Source organism: Chryseobacterium jejuense (assembly GCF_900100075.1).
Classification (GTDB): Bacteria; Bacteroidota; Bacteroidia; order Flavobacteriales; family Weeksellaceae; genus Chryseobacterium; species Chryseobacterium jejuense.
The window spans coordinates 865,427-882,118 of the sequence record NZ_FNEG01000001.1; the positions used below are offsets into that span (position 1 = coordinate 865,427).

Consider the following 16,692-nt stretch of genomic DNA (forward strand, 5'->3'; position numbering starts at 1 on the left):
CTCATTTTTGTCGGTTGCAAAACATTATATCAGAAAAAGCTGAATGGCTGAAAGATTAAACTTGCTATAAAATACAAGCACAAATTATTTCTTTTCGGTTTTAAATGATATTTTATATTCTCCTGTAGCAAAAGGGTAGCCATCTTCAGATTTTGTGGTTCTGTCTGTGATATAAAAATCGTATTCCGTATCAGAATTTAAGTCAGCTGTTTCTAAGGTTAGAATGGTTTTAGATTCATTTAAACCTACAATATTTTTTAGCGGAAAATGTTCTTTTCCATTTTTTGAAAAGTTAATAGATACTTTTTCATTCATTGGTTTTGAGAATACAATCTGAATTTTTTTAGTATCCACATTTACATTCTGGCTGCCATTTTCAAATTCAATGATCTTTGTTAATTGGGGCTGATGGTCTTTATATTCAGAAAGTATTTGTTCAGCGCTTTTTTTATCTTCAAAATAATCTGATGCTGCTAAAAACTGACGTACATCACCTTCACTATTGAAATCTAACTCAATAATGTTCTTAATTGCAGCTTTCTTATCTGCTGAGTTTTCATAATATCTTTTGGATATCACATATCCTACGAAATACCCAAGATCAGGGTTTTTAGCGTTACCATTATAAAACCAGTTCTCCAATTTTTTACTAAACATGTCACCTTTAAAATCCGACCTTACTTTTTCGTAATTTTTAAACCCATAATCAAGATAATGAGCTGTGAATTTTTTGTTTAAAGCGAGTTCTGCAATAAAATCACAGGAGCCTTCTTTGATAGCCTTTGATAAAATATTGATTTCACCATCTTTCTGAAAAGTATGGATGAATTCGTGTACCGTTACCTGTTCCAGCTGTGAGGGGTTCGTGAACAAAAACATTTTCCGGAGATTTTCATTTTCAAATTCCGAAACAATAGTATTCTGATTTCCTGTTATTTTTTCTACGCCTAGTAGTAAATTTTCTTTATGGGTTGTTCCGCCGGATTTCAGCGCTCCAATGGTATAGTAAATATTTCCTTTGGAATTATTGGGGTAAAGTTTTCCCAGTTTCTTGAAAGCAGTATTGATGGTTTTAATTTTTTTTGCATCTATGAAGGTATTGGGTCTGATGGAGTTCCAAAAATTAGGGTATTTCTCAATTGCATTTAAATAATCCTCTTTTCCAAATTTTTTAATTTCCATGAATGCTTTTAATCCATCTGTTTTCTTGGTAAGGAAAAGGGTTTCAAGAATTTCGCTTTTATGACTTTTATTTTTCTGGATACTGTCATAAGCTACCCAAAAGTTATTGATATCTGTACTAATAATTTTTTGAGCGTTTGAACAATTGAAAAATGCCAAAACGGCTAATGCAGGAAGTATGCGTTTTATAGATTTAGCTTTCATGGGCGGGTTGGCATTCAGTTTTTATAATGAAAAAAGGTACAAATCATTTGATTCGTACCTTTTTCTGCGGAGAGTGAGGGATTCGAACCCCCGGACCTGTTACAGTCAACAGTTTTCAAGACTGCCGCAATCGACCACTCTGCCAACTCTCCCTAAACTCCGATTATATCGTTGTTTTTAGTGGTGCAAATATAGGGAGTTTTTAATTTCTGACAAAATATTTTTCAATAAAATTTCTTTTTTTTTGAATAGGCCGATGGGTGGGGCTTTCAGATGAATCCATTTTAAAATTGAGAAGATTTTAAAATGATTGTTAACTAGTATTTTAAGTGACGGAAAAAACAATAATAAGATTTTTGATGATGAATGTATCTTTTATAATACAAAAATAAGGATGAAGATACGAAAGGTAGAAAAGGTTCAGAGTCTGGTAGAAAATCAATCCTTCACAAGAAAAAAAACTGTAATTTTATCAGGAGTAATCATAGAGATGGGGGTTGAAAATTTGAATTGTAAGCCTTAACTCTATTGCTATTCTCTTTAATCTGTTTCAGGTTAATAACTATTCAAATTGAGTGTATGATTGAGTTTCAGCAATGTGTCCTTGAATCGTTTTATAAAAAAATGGGACTACACAGAGTCAGCCTTACCGATCAGGAGGAGGTTAATTCTGAAAAGTATAAGTCTTATATTAAAATTGTATACTTACCGGAAGCCTATACGGTTACTGTAGATTTTAAACGGTACACAACAGATACTCCAACAGTTTTTTTTATCAATAGTAATCAGCATTTCCATATTGAAAAGACAGGTACAGAACCTGGGCTTATGATTTATTATAACCGGGATTTTTATTGCATTCAGATCCATGATGCAGAGGTAGCTTGTGATGGCCTTTTGTTTAATAATCTCAGCAATATGCCGATGATTACTTTAAACTCCACAGATGCTATTGTTATCACCCACATTTTAAAGGCTATACAAGATGAATTTAGAATAAAACAAGCCCAGCAGGAGGAAATGTTAAGAGTATATCTTAAACAAATCATCATCCTTTCTACAAGGATATGGAGTGTAGAACATCTGGACAAAGTAAATGATGGTATTGATTATGACACAGCATTCTATCGTCAGTTTAGCCTGTTGGTGGAAAATCATTACAAAGAAAAACATACGGTTGCAGACTATGCGGATATAATGGGTATTGCTCCCAAAACGCTTACTCATAGACTGAAGAGAATGAATATGTCTCAGCCCAACGAAGTCATCAAGGACCGCATTATCCTTGAAGCCAAAAGGCTGCTGATTCACACTGCGATGAGTGCTAAACAAATTGCTTATCAGTTGGGATATGAAGATCCCGCTTACTTTAACAGGTTATTTTCTTTAAAAGTGGGGGAGACCCCTTCAAATTTCAAAAAAAAGTATAACGAGGGAAAAAAGTACAATTAATATGGTTTTTTGTGTCTTACAAAACTACTTCATGGGAAGTAGCTTTGCAATATCAATTTATCATTAAAGTTCAGAACACTCAAGCGGTATATTTTTAAATGCTTTAGGTTCTTTTTATTAACATTAAATACAAATATCATGGCACAGCAAAGACCTTACAAAGGAGAAAATGATCCTCAGATTTTTACTGAAGTACGCACATTTTTACAGGCATTAAATTCTGGAGACGGAACGCCTATGGAGCTTTTAAGCCCGGAAGAAGCCCGTCAGATTCTGATAGGAGCTCAGAAATCAGTTGAAGTTGACTATTCAGGAATTGAAGAAACTGAACAGGTAATCAGTCAGAATGGCTATGAAGTTAATATTCACATTACCAAGCCTAAAGGAAGTCAGCCTAATGCACCGGTATTTATTTTCACTCATGGCGGAGGATGGGTGTTGGGAGATTATCCTACCCACCGCAGGCTGGTAAGAGATTTGGTAGTTGAAAGTGGGGCAGTAGCAGTATTTCCAGACTACACGCCTTCTCCAGAAGCAAAATATCCGGTGGCTATTAATCAGATTTACGCAGTAACACAATGGGTTGCTGAACATGGAGCGGAAATTGGTGTTGATGGGAAAAACCTTGCTGTTGTTGGGAATAGTGTAGGGGGAAATATGACCGCTGTAATAGCATTGATGGCAAAAAATAACAATGGCCCGCACATTAAACTACAAGTGTTACTATGGCCTGTTGCAGATGCTGATTTTGAAACTGTTTCCTATAATGAATTTTCTGAAGGCAGATTCCTTACAAAAAATATGATGAAATGGTTCTGGGATAATTATTTACCAGATACAGAGAAGCGTAAAGAAATATATGCTTCACCGCTGCAGGCTTCCTTAGAACAATTAAAAGGATTACCTCCGGCTTTAGTTCAAACGGCAGAAAACGATGTACTTCGCGATGAAGGAGAAGCCTATGCAAGAAAATTAAATGAAGCAGGAGTAGAAGTAACCCTTACAAGATATAGCGGGTTAATTCATGATTATGGATTATTAAATCCTTTAGCAGATATACCAGCTATACAAACGGCAATTTTGCAAGCTGCTGCCGTTATAAAAGATAAACTTAGTCAATAGATTATCAAAATAGATTTAAAACGATCCAGTTCAAAATGAGCTGGATCGTTTATCACATATGCTGTTAAATATTTTCTTAGATTCGATGAATATGTTTACCATTTGTTTTTTCTTTGAAATACAAAATAAACTATAATTGCACTAATAGCTATTAATACTGAAGCCAGGAAGAAGGGTGCTCCCGAAAATCTGAAAGGAGCTTCGTCATGCGTAAAATAATAAAATAAATGAGTCATTATCGGAGGTCCTATGATAGAAGTGGCACTCACTAAACTTGTTAATGCTCCTTGCAGCTCACCCTGTTCATTAGAAGGAATGTTTTTAGTAATGACTGATTGCAATGCCGGGCCGCAAATTCCCCCTAGACTGTATGGAATAAGGAAGATAAACATCATCCATCCTTGAGTAGCAAATGCAAATAATAACAATCCTGCTGCATAACATAGTAAGCCATAATATATGCTTTTCTCTTCTCCTAATTTAGGAGCTGTCCATCTTATCAGAACGCCCTGAACCAATCCTAATAATAGACCAAGTACACCAAGGGAAATTCCTACCATCCGTTCAGTCCAGCCAAATTGATACATTGTAAAGAAATGCCAATTGCTTTGCACAGCATGAATTCCAATATAAATTAGGACCAAAGCAATGATTAAACCGGAAATATTATGATTTTTTCCTAAAAATAGGAACGATCCAACAGGATTAGCACGTTTCCAGTCAAAAGGTCTACGTTTATGTTTATCAAGGCTTTCTGGAAGAATAAAGTATCCATAGAGAAAATTGAGAAAACAAAGACCAGCTGCTGCATAAAAGGGAATTCTTGCTCCGTAATGCCCCAGTAGTCCGCCAATAACCGGACCGATAATAAGCCCCATTCCCAGAGCTGCTCCAATCATACCAAAATTTTTAGCCCTATCTTCATCAGTTGAGATATCAGCAATATATGCACTTGCTGTAGATAGGCTGGCTCCAGTAAGTCCTGCAATGATTCTTCCTAAAAATAACCAACCAATAGAAGAGGCCAGTGCTAGGAAAATATAGTCTACAGCAAACCCTAAAAGAGAAATTAAAATAACAGGCCTTCTCCCGTACCGATCACCGAGGTTCCCTATCAGGGGAGAAAATATAAATTGGGTGAAAGCATAGGTAAAGCCCAGCCACCCTCCATATTGAGCTGCTTCAGTGATGTCCCCTTGGATAAGTTCTTTAATCAGCTTAGGGACTACCGGAAGGATGATTCCCCATCCTGTAATGTCTATTAGCAAGGTTACAAATATGAACCCAATTGCTGTTTTTTTTGTTGAATTTTTCATGGTGTAAAAGTAAAATCAGGAGAGCTGAATTTCTTTTACACTTTCATGGTGCTTATCTACAATTTGTAAGGTAATATGATGGAGTTAATAGATGTTTTTCGGAAATATATCTTTATAATAGCCAAATGGATGTAGTTTATAATCTGTTTCTAAAAGCTAATGGTGAAACCCCAGTAATCTTTTTAAAAAACCTACAGAAAACACTTGAATTTTCAAAATTTAACTCATGACCAATCTGTTTGATGGATAAATTCGTTGATTTGAGTAAGGTTTTAGCATGTAGAATCATGGCATGGTCAATCCATTGCAATACAGATTTTCCTGTTTTTTGTTTCAGGAAAGTAGACAGGTATTGTGGTGTTAAATGAAGTTTTTCTGCATAAAACTTAACACTTCTTTGTTGGGTGGCATATTGGGAGATTAATAGATAAAAGTCATCAATAATTTCATGAGTACGGTTCTTCGTGAAATTCTTCTGATCTGCCAAACCGGAATAAGCTTCGGAAATCATACACATCAAGACAATCACAAGGTGACGAAGCATTTCTGTTTTTCTTGGGCTGGGATTTTTATGGTAGATATTTTGAATTAATGCTATCAATTCTTTTTGCAATCCTATTTCTTCAGGTTGAAGCCTGATAACCGGCTGCCATCGTATCTGACGGTTCATAACAAATTCTCGAAGAATAGGAAATGCCGCAATAAAATCTAAGGAAAGCCCAATAGTTACTATTTCTGCATCTTCACTCAGAGATTGGGTATCAATCATTAATTGTGGTTGTAAAACTGCAATATCATCTGCATTGAGTTCATACTCAGTGAAATGAATCTGAGCTTTCATAGATCCCCGTATCATAAATCCTAACAATAGACCATCAAATACGCGGCTGTTCTCTGTATATTCCTTTCCAGAATGATTCTGTTGATGCAGAATAACAATGCCTTCCATCTTGTTTGAAGGGTCAATATTGTACAGCTTATAGATATTGTCAGAAGTTAAGAATAGAGCCATATTCAAATTTCGGAAAAAATGCACATTTATTGCAAAAATAATGGGTTGATATTTAATAGGATATTACAAATTGTATGTAATTACCATTAAAAAGTAAATAAATGTCAGTGTTTGGCGGAAAAAATAGCTGACTTATGATGTTTTTCCATTTTTCATCACAAAAAAACAAAAAAAACTAATCACCTATTCTCACAGACATCTTTAAAGGGCATCTTTACAATCTCAGAATAAATCAGACAGAAGAAGGCATTTTAATTCTTCGGCCGTTTCTAAGATGTACAGTTTGGAAAATAGCTATTTTTGCTAAAAAGTATTCATCAACATAATGATAACAGCAAGAGAATTTATTACTAAAGAAATTGATAGACTGAGCAGCTTAATAAGTAACGGAATAGATAAAGAATCTAATCTGCAGTTAAAGAAGGAGCTATCAGATGCTATTCATTTGCTGGAGATGTTTGACTACTATCAGATCAGTAAAAAGACGATTGATATGATTTTGGAACTTCCGGATTCCCGTACCGGATATTCCGATTACAGAATTATGAATGACTGTGAATCGGATGATCCAGCTCAATGGATTGAACTTAAGATAAACGATAAAAAGATCAAACTGTCTGAAGGTGATATCATTATTAAAAAGAAATAACCATCAGATTTTCCATTATTCTAATAAACTTTTACGGTTGTTATTGAAGATGTCCGGAATATTGCCCTCTATCAATAAGTCAAAAAATTTACCGTAACCCTTTTCTATTTTATATTCCAGTTCATTTTGGTAGAGTGGGAAGAGAGTGTGTAGGGTAATGATTCTGTCATCGCTGGTGATCTGCATAAAATCATCATCAAAAGTGGCAGAAGGTAATAAAATACAGCTTGTAAACTGAGTATTTTCGTCATAAGGCTCAGAAATATCACTCCAGGCCTGTAGAGAATGACCTTCTGTTAGGAACGTATCCTGATGATGTGGAAATCTTGCCATATCTTTTATCATGCCGATGATCCAGTCGTTTTTTCCTTCACTAGGAAATATTTTTTCAAATTTCAGATCCTTAGGAAGCAATATTAAAAGTTCAGCAAAAGTATAGTCTTCTTTGTTGGGGATAGTATCAGGAACCTGCATTTCCAGCAAACTCATACCGGAAGTTATCAGGAGATTAAAGTCTTCATCTTCAGGTTGAATAAAATAAACGTCAAGATGAAAATCAAGAGACAACATCTCATGAAAAACAGTCATTTCCTCACTTTTGAAATGTTGATCCAGGTGTTTTTCCAACGCCTCGACATTTTCATAATAATGCTTTTTATTCTGTATTTTTTTGATGAGTTCCTTGTCCATATTCGTTGTTTTTAATCTCTTTGCGTTCTGCGTTTAAATACTGTTTTTTCTTCTAACTTGTTGTTATTTATTATATTTCCCTGGTTGTCCCAAGTGACCTGCTTCACTCTTAAGTGTAATTTCCCTTTTATGACTTCCAGTTCTATATAATCATTTTGATGTTGTTTAGCAGGGATAATTAATAGGTTTCCTTTCACCAGGGCTTGTAGGGTTCGGGGAGGAGCTTCACCGGTGCCAATATCTTTGAAAGTTGCAAAATCCTTTCCCGGTTCAAAATCAATGACTACAGAATTGGTGAAATATTGGGCCTTATACATCCAATATCCCTTAAAGGCATCTTTCGTACTTTGGGGAACTTTATGGGTTTGCGCATTGAATATTCCCGTTAATGGAAATAATAAAATAAGACACAGCTTTTTCATCATTTTCAGGCATAAATATTTTCAGGATTAGGCCGTCTTTTCCAGTAACAGAAGTGTTTCACTGTTTGGAATATTATATCTTTAAATATAGCACTATTTTTCAAACCCAACTTCAATCAGTATAAAAATTGACTGCTTTACTGTAAACAGGCTCAGCATGCTAATTAATTGATATCAAAATATACTTAAGCTGGCAGATTGAAAGTAGAAAACAATATTTGTATACATTTGTTGCCGGGATTGAAAATCTTACATCAATAATAGAACAAAATAATTACACTATGGAATTCTCACCATTTAATAGTATCGTTAAACTCTGTATCAAGGGAATGATCATGGAAGAGCAGGACAAACCAGAAGAAGCCGAAAAGTTATTTGAACAAGGCTGGGTTGAAGCAACAGACGATGTTGAAAAATTTCTTGCAGCTTATTATATCGCCCAACATCAGAAAATATCTTCGGAACGGTTAAAGTGGTTTGAAACGGCCCTTCAATATGTTCTAAAGGCGAATGATAACACTGCAAAAAGTGCTTTTTATTCTTTGTATATAAAGATTGCTGAATGTTATGAAGAACTTTCAGATCCGGAGAAAGCAAAAGAGTATAATGAGCTGGCCATCTCTGTAAAAGATAAAATCTTCGATAAAGGTCCCTTTTATCATGGAACAAAGGCGGATTTGCAAATAGGTGATGAGTTAATAGCTGGAGGTAATTCCAATTATAAGGCCGAACTCAAAATGAACCATATTTACTTTACGGCATTGGTAAACGGGGCAGGACTGGCCGCTGCATTAGCGAAAGGAGATGCGCCTGAACGGGTATATATTGTAGAACCAACGGGTGTTTTTGAAAATGATCCGAACCTGACCGATAAAAAATTTCCTGGTAATATGACCCGTTCTTATCGTTCAGAGGCTCCCCTGAAAATTGTCGGAGAAGCGGTAGAATGGAGTAAACCAAGCCCCGAAGAACTTCAAAAATTCCGTGGAAAACTGGATAATAATAAAGGTGAAATAATCAATTAACCGGATAAATCAGTTATATCAAAGTAAAAAGCGATGAGACATAAGTTTCATCGCTTTTATATTATTAAGGTAAGTTAATTCTTTTACCCTGTTCCGGGAAAATATATTTTACCTTTAAAGGGTTGTTTTTCAGTAACTCTTGTTTAATAATCTCAGGATTGTTTCCTGTAGGTTTTCTGTGGGTAACCACGATATTAAGACCTTCCAGATCTTTACGTCCTGTTTTTTCCTTCAGTTTTTCCAGTTCTTCTGTTAAAAGGTTAGGTGTAAGGTGGCCAAAAAGTAAATGTTCAGGCTGGCTGTTTGGGAAAGAAACTTCGATCAATATCGTATTTAGTTGCTTTTTCTGTACCAATGGTGCTACATTTTTCCAAAGGCTGTCCATACGGTCAGATTTCTCAATTCTGTCTGCTCCGGTATCACCCAGATAAAGAAGATAATGGTCTTCATTTCTTACAAGAGCAGCGCTGCTTTTATATGGGTTCACGTGGCTCAGCTCATATCCTGTTAAGAAAAAAGAAGTTTTCTGTGTTGGGATTTCCACTCCGTCCTGAAGTTCATTATAATGATACTTCCCAAGGATAGGCTTCTGACCCTGATCAGCAAAATTGATCCAGGTATCTGTAATAAAATAATGATTCTGCAGAATTTGAACTACCTGCGGGATGGCGAAAATATCTTTTTTAGAATCAGCCGGAGAGTTGATGATAAGACCCGCTAAGTGGTCTAAATGACCGTGGGAAATAAAATATCCTTTAATTTGATCCTTCAGAACCTTTTCTTCCGGGCCATTAAGGCTTTTCTGTTCAATAGCCTTTCTGATTCCGGTGTTTACCGTTCCTGCATCAAGGCAAAGAAAAGTATTATCCTGGGTTGCCCCTACCAAATAAGCAGATAAATTATCTTCTTGTTCCCCTCCATAAATTCCTAATGGAATAACGTCAAAATTTTGTGCCTGGCAAGCCATATGTAACAAAAGCGCCAGTAAAGAAAATGCTGTTTTTTTCATTATATTAAAAAGTAAAAACCTAACCTTTGCGGTATGATAAGGCAAATTTACATTATTTTTCTCCGGTTTCGCCTATCAATAACCGTTCATTATTGATCTGAAGAAGAGCTTGGAACTGAAAATAGGAAATTATCGGGTTGAATCAAAGGTTCCATTTTGCATCCTCCAATTTCCTACTTATTCATTCTAATTTTAATATCTTTAGACCCGAAAAATCATCAAAATAATTACTATGAAAATACAACCATTCACCTTAGTTCTTGCAGTACTTTTTCAATTTTTAAGCGGTACTGCATTTTCGCAAAAATCTGCTGCTCTGAATTCTTTACTGGATAAAAATTCTGAATTTATTTTTCCACAGACAACGGATAAAATCTCGAAGGCATTGAATGCAAAAGCTGTATTCTATGAAGATGCTAACGGTGAAAAGTATGCTAAATGGCTTACAAAATCAGGACTGGAACTTTATACAGATCTTGGAGGAAATAATGGTATTAATGAAATGTTTTTTGATATACCTGATCATAAACCATTAATCGTCAATGGCCTGCCTTATGGTCTTGTCATGAATAAGACAACATTAGAAAACGCAAAACTTCAATTCAAAAAATATGATGCAAAGATTCAAAAGCTTGATGATGGTAGTGAATTTCCGGAAGGAACAAAACTTATTTTCAAGAGAGGAAAGCACTTTACAACATTGTTTTTTGATAATAAAAATCTTTTAAAATCCATAGGAATCACAACTGAACTTGTTGATCCTGCAGCCAACTAACAGAATTCTGCAAAGATTTTTAATTTGTAGAAGGTAAAACTTTTGTAAGTTCGCAGAACTTCAAAAAAACTAAAAAACAATAACCATGGCAGAGAAAGAATTAAATGAGTTAACCGATCAGGAGCTATTAGAGAAAAAGAGGAAATCCAAATCCGATAAAATAACCAATGCCGTTCTTATAGGGCTTTTTATTGGGGTTGCTGTATATAGCAGTGTAACCCACGGAATCGGATTTTTCACATTTTTTCCGTTAGTCTTTGCTGGTTTTTTGGGCGTTCAATGGAACAGACGTAATCAGGCGTTAGAAAAAGAGTTGGAATCCAGAAATCTGAAATAAAGATTAGGATAAGAAAACAAGCCTGCCCATGTTAAACACATGGGGCAGGCTTTTATTTGATTAAGCTTTCATACGTGAAAATTCTGTCCTCTTCCCTGAACATATTGGATAATAGGACCAGATCATGGGTTCCGTATTGCAACGCTTTTTCTTCAAGCTTTGATTGTATGGTATCCGGAGTACCCATAACAACCTTGTCCAATAGAGTATTGAAGAGTACTTGGTCTTCACTCTCATTAATAAGAGCTTCTACTTCTTCTGAAGGTTTTAATACACTTGGGGCTAAAATTTTTCTCGATTCAAGAAATTGATACACCATTCCGAATGCGTTATAACGCGCCTGTTCTGGGGTCTCTGCAACAGAAACTGAGATAGCCACTTGAAATGAAGGTTGGTTTCTATAGCCAGACTGATTAAATTCTTCCTGGTATATTTTCTGGATCTCAGTATTGGATCCGTCTGCAATGAAATCAGCCATGGAGTAGGATATCCCGTATTTAGCTGCTTCTTTTGCTGAGTTTTCTCCGGAACCCAGCCAGGTGATTTCCGGGAGTGTGGAAACATGAGAAGGCTGAGCAAACAGATCGGTATCCTTATAGTTTTGTTCTTTTAGGTAGGCTATAATTTCTTCCAGCTTTTCATTGATATTATTAAGGATTGGAAGTTTATGACCATTCAACGCCAATACAGCATCTTTCAGTCCTCCGGGAGCTTTTCCAAGGCCCAGTATAAAACGATCAGGGTAAAAGGTAGCGAGCATTTTAGCCCATTCAGCAATTTTAAATGCAGAATAATTACGAAGCATAATTCCGCCTGTGCCCACCTTAATGTTTTTTGTGTTGGCAAGAACTGTTGCAGCCAGAATTTCCGGGCTTGAACTTCCATAGGCTTCCACACCATGATGCTCTGAATACAGAATGCTGTGATAGCCTAATTCATCAGCCATTTTTGCTAATGTCATGCTGTTTTTGAGTGCCAGAGCAGCATCGCCGCCTTTCATAATGGGAGTCTGATCGAGGATGCTTAATTTCAGTTCCATTGTCATAATTTATCGTCTATCAATTTAAGACAAAAAAAGGGAGACCTTCAAAAAGATCTCCTATTTTTTATGATGAATTTTATGCTTAATTTAGTTGATCTCCACAAACAGTTCTTCCTTTGATCTTCTCACTCTGTCCAGTTTTCCCCACCAATCTGTTTCCTCATCTTTATAGCCCAGAGCCATTAAAACTGTGCTTTTTAAACCTTGTTCAGGCAGATTAAGCAGTTCATCTACAGCTTCGTTGTTAAATCCTTCTATGGGCGTTGCATCCACTCTAAGATCTGCAGCAGCCAATAGTCCAAAACCTAAAGCGATATAGGTTTGTTTGGAAGCATTCGTAAAATGTTGATCTTTACTTTGTTTTTCCAGCATTCCCAACAGATTTAAACGATAGTCGTCTGTAGCAGCATTGGGAAGATTTCTTACCTGATTGCTGAATTCAAAAAATGAATCCACTCTTTCTGTGGTATATTCATCCCAGGCAGCAAAAACGAGGATATGAGAAGCCTGTACAATTTGATCCTGACCACAGGAAATAGGCTGTAGTTTTTCTCTCAGCTCTTTATTTTTGATAACTAAAACTTTAAAGGGTTGTAATCCTGAACTTGAAGGAGCAAGACGAATGGCTTCCAATATCTGTGCAAGCTTTTCATCTTCAATGGTTTTCCCATTATAACCTTTGGTTGCAGATCTCCAGTTGAGTGTTTCTTGTAGTGACATAATTGTATTATTTACTTACTGATTGGTGATGCAAAGTTATATCATAAATGGTTGCCATAATATATCTGTTACCCAAAGGTAACCAGTTACCTAGAAGTAACCAGGTGTCATTATTTTTGAAAAATCATCTAATTTTGTACTTTAATTATTCAATATGAAAAAGGAGAGAGTAGAGCTAGGTCCGGAGTGTAAAAATCATATCCGTGGTGTAAAAGATACCGTCTATTTGTTGGAAGGAAAATGGAAAACCATTATCATCAGCCATCTGTATTTTGAAGGCAGAATGCGTTTCATGGATCTGAAAAGACAGCTTGAAGGGATTGCTGCTAAAACCCTTTCAAAGGAACTTAAGGATCTGGAGATGAATAATCTCATCATCAGAACCCAAAATAATACAATGCCTGTAACAGTAGATTATGAACTTACAGACTTTGGAAAAAGTCTGCATGATATTATTGATACCATGGCCAAATGGGGAATAGAATACAGAGAACAGCTGCTTAAAAATTAAAAAACAGCACAGATCAAAACCTGTACTGTTAAAAACAAAAATTTCAGCGGCATACAATCCTCTTCATTCTATGTATTTACTATCCCCTCAGATAATAAAATATTTTTAATTTCTATTCTTTACCAGAAGCCATCCTGTATAAGTGACAGGTTCCTGGATATCTTTTTCTTTCCATGATATTTCATACCAATAGGTTCCACTGTTAACAGGAGTTCCTCCAATGGTACCATTCCATTTGAAGTTCTTGCTTTTATCTGATGCATACATAAGTTGTCCATACCTATTGAAAATACTGAATTTCAGGTCTTGTAAATAAGCAAGCTCATTGTAATCCAGCGTATCATTGATGCCATCTCCATTAGGAGTGATTGTATTGATGAGATTAGGAACAACAATCTGGATCTGAACAGCTTTACAGTTATAAGAATCTTTTACATAAAATGTATTTTTACCGCGAGGCAGATCTGTAAAGACATTGGAATCCTGCCATATCATTTCATCTCTGGAATACTGATAAGGTGGAACACCGTCTCCTACGATAAGAGTGACTGTATTGTTCTTAATATCCACCCGTTTAATTTTGGGAGGTGGAACAGGCAGTACTTTTACAAACTGCTTGGTCTGGCAGCCGTTATGAGTAAGGATAACCCAATAACTTCCAATAGGAGCTGTTATGGATTGGGTTGTTTCTCCAGTGCTCCACTCATAGGATGTATATCCGGGACCAGCATCCAATGTAGCACGTGCACCTGGACAGATGTACTGATCCACCAGAAGGTAAGAAGGTTTTGGTGGAATAACTTTCAGGGTTATTTTAGCAAAATCGAAACATCCATTAGCATTAATGACTTTAACATATACGGTTGTATTTTGAGAGATAAAAGCGTCAGGTGTAGTAATTTCATTAAGATCATGGATAGCGTCATCCAATGTTGGATAGTACTTTTTAGTTACCGGAACTGTAGTTGTAACAATAGCATTATTCAGGTTAAATGTTCCTGTACTGGGTTTATTGGGTAGTGAACATCCGGTAAGCTCTGCATCTGTTACCACAGGTTTAGGATGGTATTCAAGAGTGATCTTTGCAGTGGCTGTGCATCCTTCTACTGTAGTAACTTTTACATAAACACTGGCTGGCATTGATGACGGATAAGCATTTGCAGAAATAATTTCGTTGGTACCGGCAATCAGATCTGCCATACTTGGATAGTATTTTCTGACTGCATTGGCAGGGCCGCCAACATTGGCTGTTGTCAGATCAAAGAAACCAGTTCCATTGGATTCGCAGGTTTTTACCGTTGTATCTGTTAATGCGAGTGGTTGTACCGTTACATTTACCTTTACCTGTTCACAATCTGTAAATTCAGGGTCATTTCCACAGAATTTATAAGTGAAGGTATCCGTTGTGGTTCCTGCATTGGCGGTATAAGTTAATATACCCGTCGCAGGATCTACTGTTAAAGTCCCGTTAGCCGGAGGAGTAATAATCTGCACTGTTCCCGGAACAGGAGTTTGTGTTGAATTGGTAAAAACAGGCGTTATTTTAGTAGGCGTTTTTGCACTACATATATTTAATGCTTTTACAGTATTCACCAGACAGCTTTGCACCTTGTAAGGATAGGTTGTAAGAGGCTTACAAGTCCCTTTTGTAATAGATACGGTATAATTACCGGCCTTTGTAGGAATATAAGTATTTGAATTAGCCCCAGGAATAGGGTTTCCGTTGAGATTCCATTGATAATGGTCAAAACCATCTTCCACCTTCAGAACAATTCCGGGCATACAATCTCCGGAAGTTTTACTGATAACAGGAATGGAGTTAAATCCGGCAAAATAGCCACCATATCCTAAATTTCCACTTCCTCCTGCAATACCCGCAGTAACGGCTTTGGTAGAAGTTACGGTAATATTTCCGGTGATATTAGGAATAGAGTAGGAAACCCAATCATTGGTTCCCGTTACAGGAAAAGGACCCTCTGTTGCTGCGGGATTTATTCCATTTACAGCTACCGTAGCACCTGTCTGGGTTAAGATATTAAGTTTTACAAAAAGAGGCGGATTAAAGGTCGTATAATAAGGAAGTTCTCCTATTTTTCCAATTTCATCAATCACATTCGGAAGAAAACAATTGAGAGGCGGGATATAATTAAATCCTTCTGTAGCATCATTGTCTTCAATACCGGATAAAAGCTGATAAACATATATATTTTTGGAAGATTTAATATACATATTATGATGAGCAGGCCCATTGAGTACATAGTTCATCGCGCTTACACGGTAATATTGTCCTGCATTTAAGGTAGCTACAGGAGTTGGATTGTTATTCAGCCTTATTTCCGTATTATTTTCAGTAGCAACAATCACCGCACCTTCAATTTCCGGAATAAGATTTCCTCTACCTTTGATAATGACAAATTCATCGCCGAGACGTTCCACAGGAACCGATTGGTCCATAATAATATCTTCTCCGTTATAAGGCGGAGCCATCCCAAATTGTCCGTGATAATTTCCATTAGTAACAGATACGGGTTTGGTAGCTTCTATTTTAGCCCCGATAAATCCATCCTTATTTCCAGGTTTATTAGCATTTCCTGCAAATATATAAGATTGCCCTTTGTTCAGGGTTATGGTGATGGAAGGATGGGTAAGCCCATTAAAATTATTATAAAACCAGGTCGTCATAGCATATCCTGAAACTTTAACCTGAGTATTATCTTCAGTCGCCAAAATAGCGCAGGAGAAGTTTTGTGAACTTTGATTGTTCATCAAAGGAGCATATACTGCATAAAACAATTTGCCAATTCCGGCTTTCCCTTTAGAGGTCAGAATTTCTCCATGATTGACTTCTGAAAACCGATAAGTGGCAAAAAAAGGAAGATCTCCGTGCAGATAAAGTCCACGTGTCTTTACACTCATAGCATCAGTAGTATTCTGTCCCACCATAAGGTTAAGAGGAACATCAAATGTCTGCGGATTTCCTTTACTGATGGTTACTGTTCCTATCACCGTATTATTATTGTAAATGGAAACCGGGAAGGGAACATTGCTGTCTGTAGATAGATAGAGAGCCTGTTTGGGAGATCCGTTACTACCACTTGCCACCATTGGAGCAAACCAATGATCCGTATCTCTTTGGGCCCAAATTACTGCAGAAAAAAGTGACAGTATTAAAGTAAATATGATCTTTTTCATAATGTATAGAAAAAATGAGTTAAATAGATCAT

At 36.3% G+C, this 16,692-nt stretch carries 16 protein-coding genes and 1 tRNA gene; 7 read left to right on the top strand and 10 right to left on the bottom strand.

The window, feature by feature from the left end:
* Positions 1–84 precede the first annotated feature (84 nt).
* Together BLS98_RS03895 and BLS98_RS03900 are read right to left on the bottom strand one after the other, a co-directional pair.
* Positions 85–1,386 carry an Ig-like domain-containing domain gene (locus BLS98_RS03895; protein ID WP_089733768.1) on the bottom strand — a complete coding sequence of 434 codons (1,302 nt, stop codon included), beginning with the start codon at positions 1,384–1,386 and terminating at the stop codon, positions 85–87.
* Positions 1,387–1,453: 67 nt separating this feature from the next.
* Positions 1,454–1,538: transfer RNA gene (locus BLS98_RS03900), tRNA-Ser, on the bottom strand.
* A gap of 472 nt (positions 1,539–2,010) precedes the next feature.
* On the opposite strand from BLS98_RS03900, the gene BLS98_RS03910 reads away from it, so the two are divergent.
* Together BLS98_RS03910 and BLS98_RS03915 are read left to right on the top strand one after the other, a co-directional pair.
* On the top strand, positions 2,011–2,838 hold the full coding sequence (locus BLS98_RS03910; protein ID WP_228425316.1) for a helix-turn-helix domain-containing protein: 828 nt from the start codon (positions 2,011–2,013) through the stop codon (positions 2,836–2,838).
* A 51-nt stretch (positions 2,839–2,889) separates the two neighbouring features.
* The gene (locus BLS98_RS03915) at positions 2,890–3,960 is read left to right on the top strand and encodes an alpha/beta hydrolase (RefSeq protein ID WP_111994804.1); all 1,071 of its coding nucleotides are present in this window, start codon (positions 2,890–2,892) and stop codon (positions 3,958–3,960) included.
* Positions 3,961–4,055: 95 nt separating this feature from the next.
* Here BLS98_RS03915 and BLS98_RS03920 read toward each other — a convergent pair whose 3' ends face one another.
* Positions 4,056–5,276, bottom strand: coding sequence for a TCR/Tet family MFS transporter (locus BLS98_RS03920; protein ID WP_089733777.1), 1,221 nt, complete (start codon positions 5,274–5,276; stop codon positions 4,056–4,058).
* A 136-nt stretch (positions 5,277–5,412) separates the two neighbouring features.
* Entirely contained in the window at positions 5,413–6,288 is an 876-nt protein-coding gene (locus BLS98_RS03925) for a helix-turn-helix domain-containing protein (RefSeq protein ID WP_089733779.1), read from the bottom strand.
* Between the two features lie 325 nt (positions 6,289–6,613).
* Between BLS98_RS03925 and BLS98_RS03930 the strand changes: the two genes are divergently transcribed.
* Entirely contained in the window at positions 6,614–6,937 is a 324-nt protein-coding gene (locus tag BLS98_RS03930; RefSeq protein ID WP_089733781.1) for a hypothetical protein, read from the top strand.
* A gap of 15 nt (positions 6,938–6,952) precedes the next feature.
* On the opposite strand, the gene BLS98_RS03935 is transcribed toward BLS98_RS03930, so the two are convergent.
* Entirely contained in the window at positions 6,953–7,627 is a 675-nt protein-coding gene (locus tag BLS98_RS03935) for a suppressor of fused domain protein (RefSeq protein WP_089733783.1), read from the bottom strand.
* Positions 7,628–7,638: 11 nt separating this feature from the next.
* Positions 7,639–8,052 (bottom strand): hypothetical protein, encoded by a 414-nt coding sequence (locus BLS98_RS03940; protein WP_139166075.1) that lies wholly within the window; start codon positions 8,050–8,052, stop codon positions 7,639–7,641.
* A gap of 608 nt (positions 8,053–8,660) precedes the next feature.
* Here BLS98_RS03940 and arr point away from each other — a divergent pair.
* Entirely contained in the window at positions 8,661–9,074 is a 414-nt protein-coding gene (gene arr / locus BLS98_RS23710) for an NAD(+)--rifampin ADP-ribosyltransferase (protein WP_317040615.1), read from the top strand.
* Positions 9,075–9,138: 64 nt separating this feature from the next.
* Here the strand turns inward: arr and BLS98_RS03950 are convergent, their stop codons facing one another.
* Positions 9,139–10,083 carry an MBL fold metallo-hydrolase gene (locus tag BLS98_RS03950; protein ID WP_089733790.1) on the bottom strand — a complete coding sequence of 315 codons (945 nt, stop codon included), beginning with the start codon at positions 10,081–10,083 and terminating at the stop codon, positions 9,139–9,141.
* A 232-nt stretch (positions 10,084–10,315) separates the two neighbouring features.
* On the opposite strand from BLS98_RS03950, the gene BLS98_RS03955 reads away from it, so the two are divergent.
* On the top strand, positions 10,316–10,858 hold the full coding sequence (locus BLS98_RS03955) for a hypothetical protein (RefSeq protein ID WP_089733792.1): 543 nt from the start codon (positions 10,316–10,318) through the stop codon (positions 10,856–10,858).
* Positions 10,859–10,943: 85 nt separating this feature from the next.
* Positions 10,944–11,195: a hypothetical protein gene (locus BLS98_RS03960; RefSeq protein ID WP_089733794.1), complete on the top strand. Its 252-nt coding sequence runs from the start codon at positions 10,944–10,946 to the stop codon at positions 11,193–11,195.
* A gap of 52 nt (positions 11,196–11,247) precedes the next feature.
* Here the strand turns inward: BLS98_RS03960 and BLS98_RS03965 are convergent, their stop codons facing one another.
* The gene (locus BLS98_RS03965) at positions 11,248–12,234 is read right to left on the bottom strand and encodes an MsnO8 family LLM class oxidoreductase (RefSeq protein WP_167356164.1); all 987 of its coding nucleotides are present in this window, start codon (positions 12,232–12,234) and stop codon (positions 11,248–11,250) included.
* Positions 12,235–12,324: 90 nt separating this feature from the next.
* Entirely contained in the window at positions 12,325–12,957 is a 633-nt protein-coding gene (locus BLS98_RS03970) for an NAD(P)H-dependent oxidoreductase (RefSeq protein WP_089733798.1), read from the bottom strand.
* Between the two features lie 154 nt (positions 12,958–13,111).
* On the opposite strand from BLS98_RS03970, the gene BLS98_RS03975 reads away from it, so the two are divergent.
* Positions 13,112–13,468 (top strand): winged helix-turn-helix transcriptional regulator, encoded by a 357-nt coding sequence (locus BLS98_RS03975; RefSeq protein ID WP_089733799.1) that lies wholly within the window; start codon positions 13,112–13,114, stop codon positions 13,466–13,468.
* 105 nt (positions 13,469–13,573) lie between these two features.
* Here the strand turns inward: BLS98_RS03975 and BLS98_RS03980 are convergent, their stop codons facing one another.
* Positions 13,574–16,660: a T9SS type B sorting domain-containing protein gene (locus BLS98_RS03980; RefSeq protein WP_089733801.1), complete on the bottom strand. Its 3,087-nt coding sequence runs from the start codon at positions 16,658–16,660 to the stop codon at positions 13,574–13,576.
* Positions 16,661–16,692 lie beyond the last annotated feature (32 nt).

What these genes read in the sequence shown, in the direction of transcription:
- BLS98_RS03895 (WP_089733768.1), bottom strand. Translation starts at nt 1,386, where the DNA reads ATGAAAGCTAAATCTATAAAACGCATACTTCCTGCATTAGCCGTTTTG.
- BLS98_RS03910 (WP_228425316.1), top strand. Translation starts at nt 2,011, where the DNA reads ATGGGACTACACAGAGTCAGCCTTACCGATCAGGAGGAGGTTAATTCT.
- BLS98_RS03920 (WP_089733777.1), bottom strand. Translation starts at nt 5,276, where the DNA reads ATGAAAAATTCAACAAAAAAAACAGCAATTGGGTTCATATTTGTAACC.
- BLS98_RS03925 (WP_089733779.1), bottom strand. Translation starts at nt 6,288, where the DNA reads ATGGCTCTATTCTTAACTTCTGACAATATCTATAAGCTGTACAATATT.
- BLS98_RS03930 (WP_089733781.1), top strand. Translation starts at nt 6,614, where the DNA reads ATGATAACAGCAAGAGAATTTATTACTAAAGAAATTGATAGACTGAGC.
- BLS98_RS03935 (WP_089733783.1), bottom strand. Translation starts at nt 7,627, where the DNA reads ATGGACAAGGAACTCATCAAAAAAATACAGAATAAAAAGCATTATTAT.
- BLS98_RS03940 (WP_139166075.1), bottom strand. Translation starts at nt 8,052, where the DNA reads ATGATGAAAAAGCTGTGTCTTATTTTATTATTTCCATTAACGGGAATA.
- BLS98_RS03950 (WP_089733790.1), bottom strand. Translation starts at nt 10,083, where the DNA reads ATGAAAAAAACAGCATTTTCTTTACTGGCGCTTTTGTTACATATGGCT.
- BLS98_RS03955 (WP_089733792.1), top strand. Translation starts at nt 10,316, where the DNA reads ATGAAAATACAACCATTCACCTTAGTTCTTGCAGTACTTTTTCAATTT.
- BLS98_RS03960 (WP_089733794.1), top strand. Translation starts at nt 10,944, where the DNA reads ATGGCAGAGAAAGAATTAAATGAGTTAACCGATCAGGAGCTATTAGAG.
- BLS98_RS03965 (WP_167356164.1), bottom strand. Translation starts at nt 12,234, where the DNA reads ATGGAACTGAAATTAAGCATCCTCGATCAGACTCCCATTATGAAAGGC.
- BLS98_RS03970 (WP_089733798.1), bottom strand. Translation starts at nt 12,957, where the DNA reads ATGTCACTACAAGAAACACTCAACTGGAGATCTGCAACCAAAGGTTAT.
- BLS98_RS03975 (WP_089733799.1), top strand. Translation starts at nt 13,112, where the DNA reads ATGAAAAAGGAGAGAGTAGAGCTAGGTCCGGAGTGTAAAAATCATATC.
- BLS98_RS03980 (WP_089733801.1), bottom strand. Translation starts at nt 16,660, where the DNA reads ATGAAAAAGATCATATTTACTTTAATACTGTCACTTTTTTCTGCAGTA.